Source organism: Mycobacterium sp., from assembly GCF_032159565.1.
Lineage (GTDB): Bacteria > Actinomycetota > Actinomycetes > Mycobacteriales > Mycobacteriaceae > Mycobacterium.
On the sequence record NZ_JAVHWR010000051.1, the window covers coordinates 1 to 3,482 of the forward strand.

Sequence of the window (3,482 nt, forward strand, 5' to 3'; positions counted from 1 at the left end):
ACGCAGCCGGCCGGCGGAAGGCGTGGGGCGGCTGAATGAGCGTGCATTGGCCGTCGGGCTGCATTGCGCGGGGGCAGGACGTTACCGGTCCCGGAGACAGTCGTGACGCCAGTGCAGGGCCTGCGAAGGATGACTGAGATCAGCCCGCCCCGAGTGTCGGCGGTTATCCGCGCTCACAACGAAGGCGAGCACATCGGCCGGCTGCTTAAGGGATTCGAACAGCAAACCGTCAAACTCGATGAGATCATCCTGGTCGATTCGGGCTCTACGGACGACACCGTCGCGATCGCCGAGGCCGCCGGTTGCACCATCGTGCCTATCGCCAAAAGCGAGTTCTCCTTCGGTCGGGCGCTCAATAGGGGCTGCGCCGCAGCGAATGGCGACATCCTGCTGTTCGCCTCGGCCCATGTCTACCCGGTGTACAACACGCACGTCGAGCACATCGTCAGCGCGTTTGACCGCGACAACGTGGCGATAGCGTATGGGCGCCAGGTCGGAGACGAGCGTACTAAGTTCTCCGAATCACGGGTGATGCTGAAATGGTTTCCCAATCAAAACATCTGGGACCAGGACCATCCGTTCAGCAATAATGCCAACGCGGCCGTACTGAAGTCGGTATGGCAGGAATCTCCCTATGACGAGACACTCACCGGCCTTGAGGATCTCGATTTTGCCAAGAAGGCCCTCGACAGAGGGTACAAGATCGCATATGTCGCGGATGCGCCAGTGGTTCACGTGCACGAAGAGACTTGGAGCACTATCCGGAACAGATACCGGCGTGAGGCAATGGCCTACGCTCGTATCGTCGAAGGGTCGCAGATGTCCCTGGCGAACGCCCTGGAGCTCGCCTTGTCGAACATCGCCGGTGACTACCGGGAGGCGGTCAAGGCCAACCGCCTTCGCAGTAACGTCTTTAGCATCCCGCAGTTCCGATTCGCACAGTTTATTGGTGCGTGGCAAGGTTTCCGCGCCCCCAACCACATGTCGGAGCGATTGCTGCAGCGCTTCTATTACCCGCCAGAGTCGCAGCAGAGCTACGACCTCCCGCCTGCGCCCGGCCGCAAGATCATGTATTCCGAAGACGCTTAGATAACGCTAGTAGAGACTAATGACCCGCAATGTCGCAATCGTCCCGATGCGTCACAACAGTGAGCGTGTTCCGGGGAAGAACTACCGCCCACTGGCGGGAATTCCGCTGTACCACCACGTCGTTCGTATGTTAAGTTCGGTCGCCGGAATCGACCTGATCGTGATCGACACCGATAGCGAATTCATCATTCAGGACTGCGCCGATAACTTCCCGCACGTGCAGGTGCTTCTGCGCCCAGTGCATCTGCGTGATGGCGCGATCGCCATGAACGACGTGCTGCTCAACACGCTCGATCAGGTCGACGCCGACACCGTGCTACAGACACACTCGACGAACCCATTTCTCAAGGCCGACACGGTATCTGCCGCACTTAATCTCTTCGCAAGACCCGACCGCCAGTTCGATTCCGCATTCAGCGTGACGCGCCTGCAGGCGCGCCTCTGGGACGCCGAGACACGGCCCGTCAATCATGATCCGTCTGTATTGCTTCGAACACAGGATCTTGCACCGCTTTTCATTGAGAATTCGTGCTTCTTCATTTTTACTCCCGGATTGCTGCGGGAGCGTGGCACCCGCATCGGAGAACGTCCGTTCATGGTTGAGATTGCGCCGCTGGAGGCGGTCGACATCGATATAGAAGAGGATTTTTCCCTGGCGGCCGCCATTGCCGAGCACGGCGGGATCACCCTATGAGTGAGCCGCTGATTCTTGTGACCTGCCGGCAGATGCAGGTTGAACTCCCGCGATACCGCGAACGCATCGAGAACCTCGGATACGACGTCGTAGCGCCGGAACTCGCTGGGCGCCAACAGTTCACCGCCTCCGAACTGCTCGACTACAGCCATCGTCTGGTGGGTATCATTGCCGGTGATGACCAGCTCAACCGTGAGTTCTTCGATGGAGCCGCGAAACTCAAGACAGTGATCCGGTGGGGGATCGGGATGGATTCCGTCGACCACGACGCCGCCCGACAACACGGGGTGACCGTTCGTAATACCCCTGGCGTCTTCAGCCACGAAGTCGCCGACTCCGCGTTCGGCTACATTCTGAACCTCGTGCGGGGCTACATCGACGTGGACGCCGCCGTCCGCCGTGGGGAGTGGCCCAAGGTCGAGGGAATAACACTTGCCGGGGCACGGCTTGGAATTGTGGGCTTCGGCGCGATCGGACGCGAGGTCGCTAAGCGCGGGCACGGTTTCGGCATGGACGTCGTCGCTTTCGACCCCTACGTCGACTTGGTGTCGGCGGACGTGTCAATCGTCGATATTGACCAGCTCTTGAAAACGAGTCGCTTCATCGTCCTCGCCTGTCCGCTTACCCCCGAGACATTCCATCTCGTGGACGCCGGCCGCCTCGCCTTGGTAAGCCCGGACGCCTATCTGGTGAACGTAGCGAGAGGACCAGTCGTCTCGGAGCCGGACCTGATCGACGCTCTAAAAAGCGGCCGCATTGCGGGCGCTGCGCTCGACGTGTTCGAGGTGGAACCCCTCCCAGTTGCGAGCGAACTCCGAACGCTGCCGAACGTGGTGTTGGGCGCGCACAATGCGTCGAACACTCGGGAAGGCGTGGTGCGGGCAAGCGATTTCGCTGTCGAGTACCTCCTCGAGGAGCTTACGAGGTGACCCGCGCCGTGGTCATCACCGGAGCCGCCGGCGGCATTGGCGCGGCGCTGTGTGAGCGGATGCGCAAAGATGGGTATATCGCGATCGGGATCGACCGCAACCCTGCTCCAGCGGCGGACACCCACCTCCAGATCGACTTGCGCAAGTCCGAGCAATTAGTGGATCTTGGCCGAGAACTGGCACGGACCTACGAGTTGAGGGCCGTTGTGCACAACGGCGCGGTACAACCGATTGCGCCGGCGGGCGAAACACCCCTCGACGAATGGATAGATGCGCTGCGGGTCAACGTTATTGCAGTCGACGCGCTTATTGCGGGCAGCCGCGAAAATCTCGCGGCCAATGACGGTTCGGTTGTCGTCATAAGTAGCGTCCATGGCCGCGCGACATCGGGCGGGGTCACCGCTTATGCCACGACGAAGGCGGCATTGGAAGGCTGGGTGCGTTCGGCCGCAATAGATCTGGGTCCTGGAATACGCGTCAACGCTGTCGCTCCAGGGGCTATCGACACCGCGAAGCTCCGTGAGGGTTTCGCGCGCTGGGGGGAGTCGATGGAAGCGCGCAAAGCGGTGTTGCGCGAGCGGACAGCGCTGGGCCGGATTGGCGAGCCGAGCGAAGTCGCAGGGGCTGTCTCATTCTTGATCGGCGACGACGCCCGCTTCGTCACCGGGACGGTTCTTGTCGTTGACGGTGGAGCAACTGCTCGTCTGGGTTCCGAGTAACGGTGCCCGTACCGGGGCTGAACGTGTGCCAACATTCACAGGGCTGTAGGT

The 3,482-nt window shown here is 61.1% G+C and carries 4 protein-coding genes; all 4 read left to right on the plus strand.

What is annotated here, in order from left to right:
• The first annotated feature begins 129 nt into the window (after positions 1–129).
• From QOC76_RS06765 to QOC76_RS06780, 4 genes are read left to right on the plus strand one after another with little or no spacing between them, the layout of a single operon-like run.
• Positions 130–1,089: a glycosyltransferase family 2 protein gene (locus QOC76_RS06765; protein WP_526355493.1), complete on the plus strand. Its 960-nt coding sequence runs from the start codon at positions 130–132 to the stop codon at positions 1,087–1,089.
• A gap of 19 nt (positions 1,090–1,108) precedes the next feature.
• A complete protein-coding gene (locus QOC76_RS06770) occupies positions 1,109–1,783 on the plus strand; it encodes an acylneuraminate cytidylyltransferase family protein (protein WP_526355495.1) in 675 nt (224 codons plus the stop codon).
• Positions 1,780–2,712, plus strand: a complete 933-nt coding sequence (locus tag QOC76_RS06775; protein WP_526355497.1) for a phosphoglycerate dehydrogenase — start codon at positions 1,780–1,782, stop codon at positions 2,710–2,712. The genes QOC76_RS06770 and QOC76_RS06775 overlap by 4 nt, the downstream gene beginning before the upstream one ends.
• Positions 2,709–3,431, plus strand: coding sequence for an SDR family NAD(P)-dependent oxidoreductase (locus tag QOC76_RS06780; RefSeq protein WP_526355499.1), 723 nt, complete (start codon positions 2,709–2,711; stop codon positions 3,429–3,431). Before QOC76_RS06775 ends, QOC76_RS06780 begins: the two co-directional genes overlap by 4 nt.
• Positions 3,432–3,482: the final 51 nt, after the last annotated feature.

Bases quoted from the DNA above. Each gene is read 5' to 3' on its own strand.
- QOC76_RS06765 (WP_526355493.1), top strand. From the start codon at position 130: ATGACTGAGATCAGCCCGCCCCGAGTGTCGGCGGTTATCCGCGCTCAC.
- QOC76_RS06770 (WP_526355495.1), top strand. From the start codon at position 1,109: ATGACCCGCAATGTCGCAATCGTCCCGATGCGTCACAACAGTGAGCGT.
- QOC76_RS06775 (WP_526355497.1), top strand. From the start codon at position 1,780: ATGAGTGAGCCGCTGATTCTTGTGACCTGCCGGCAGATGCAGGTTGAA.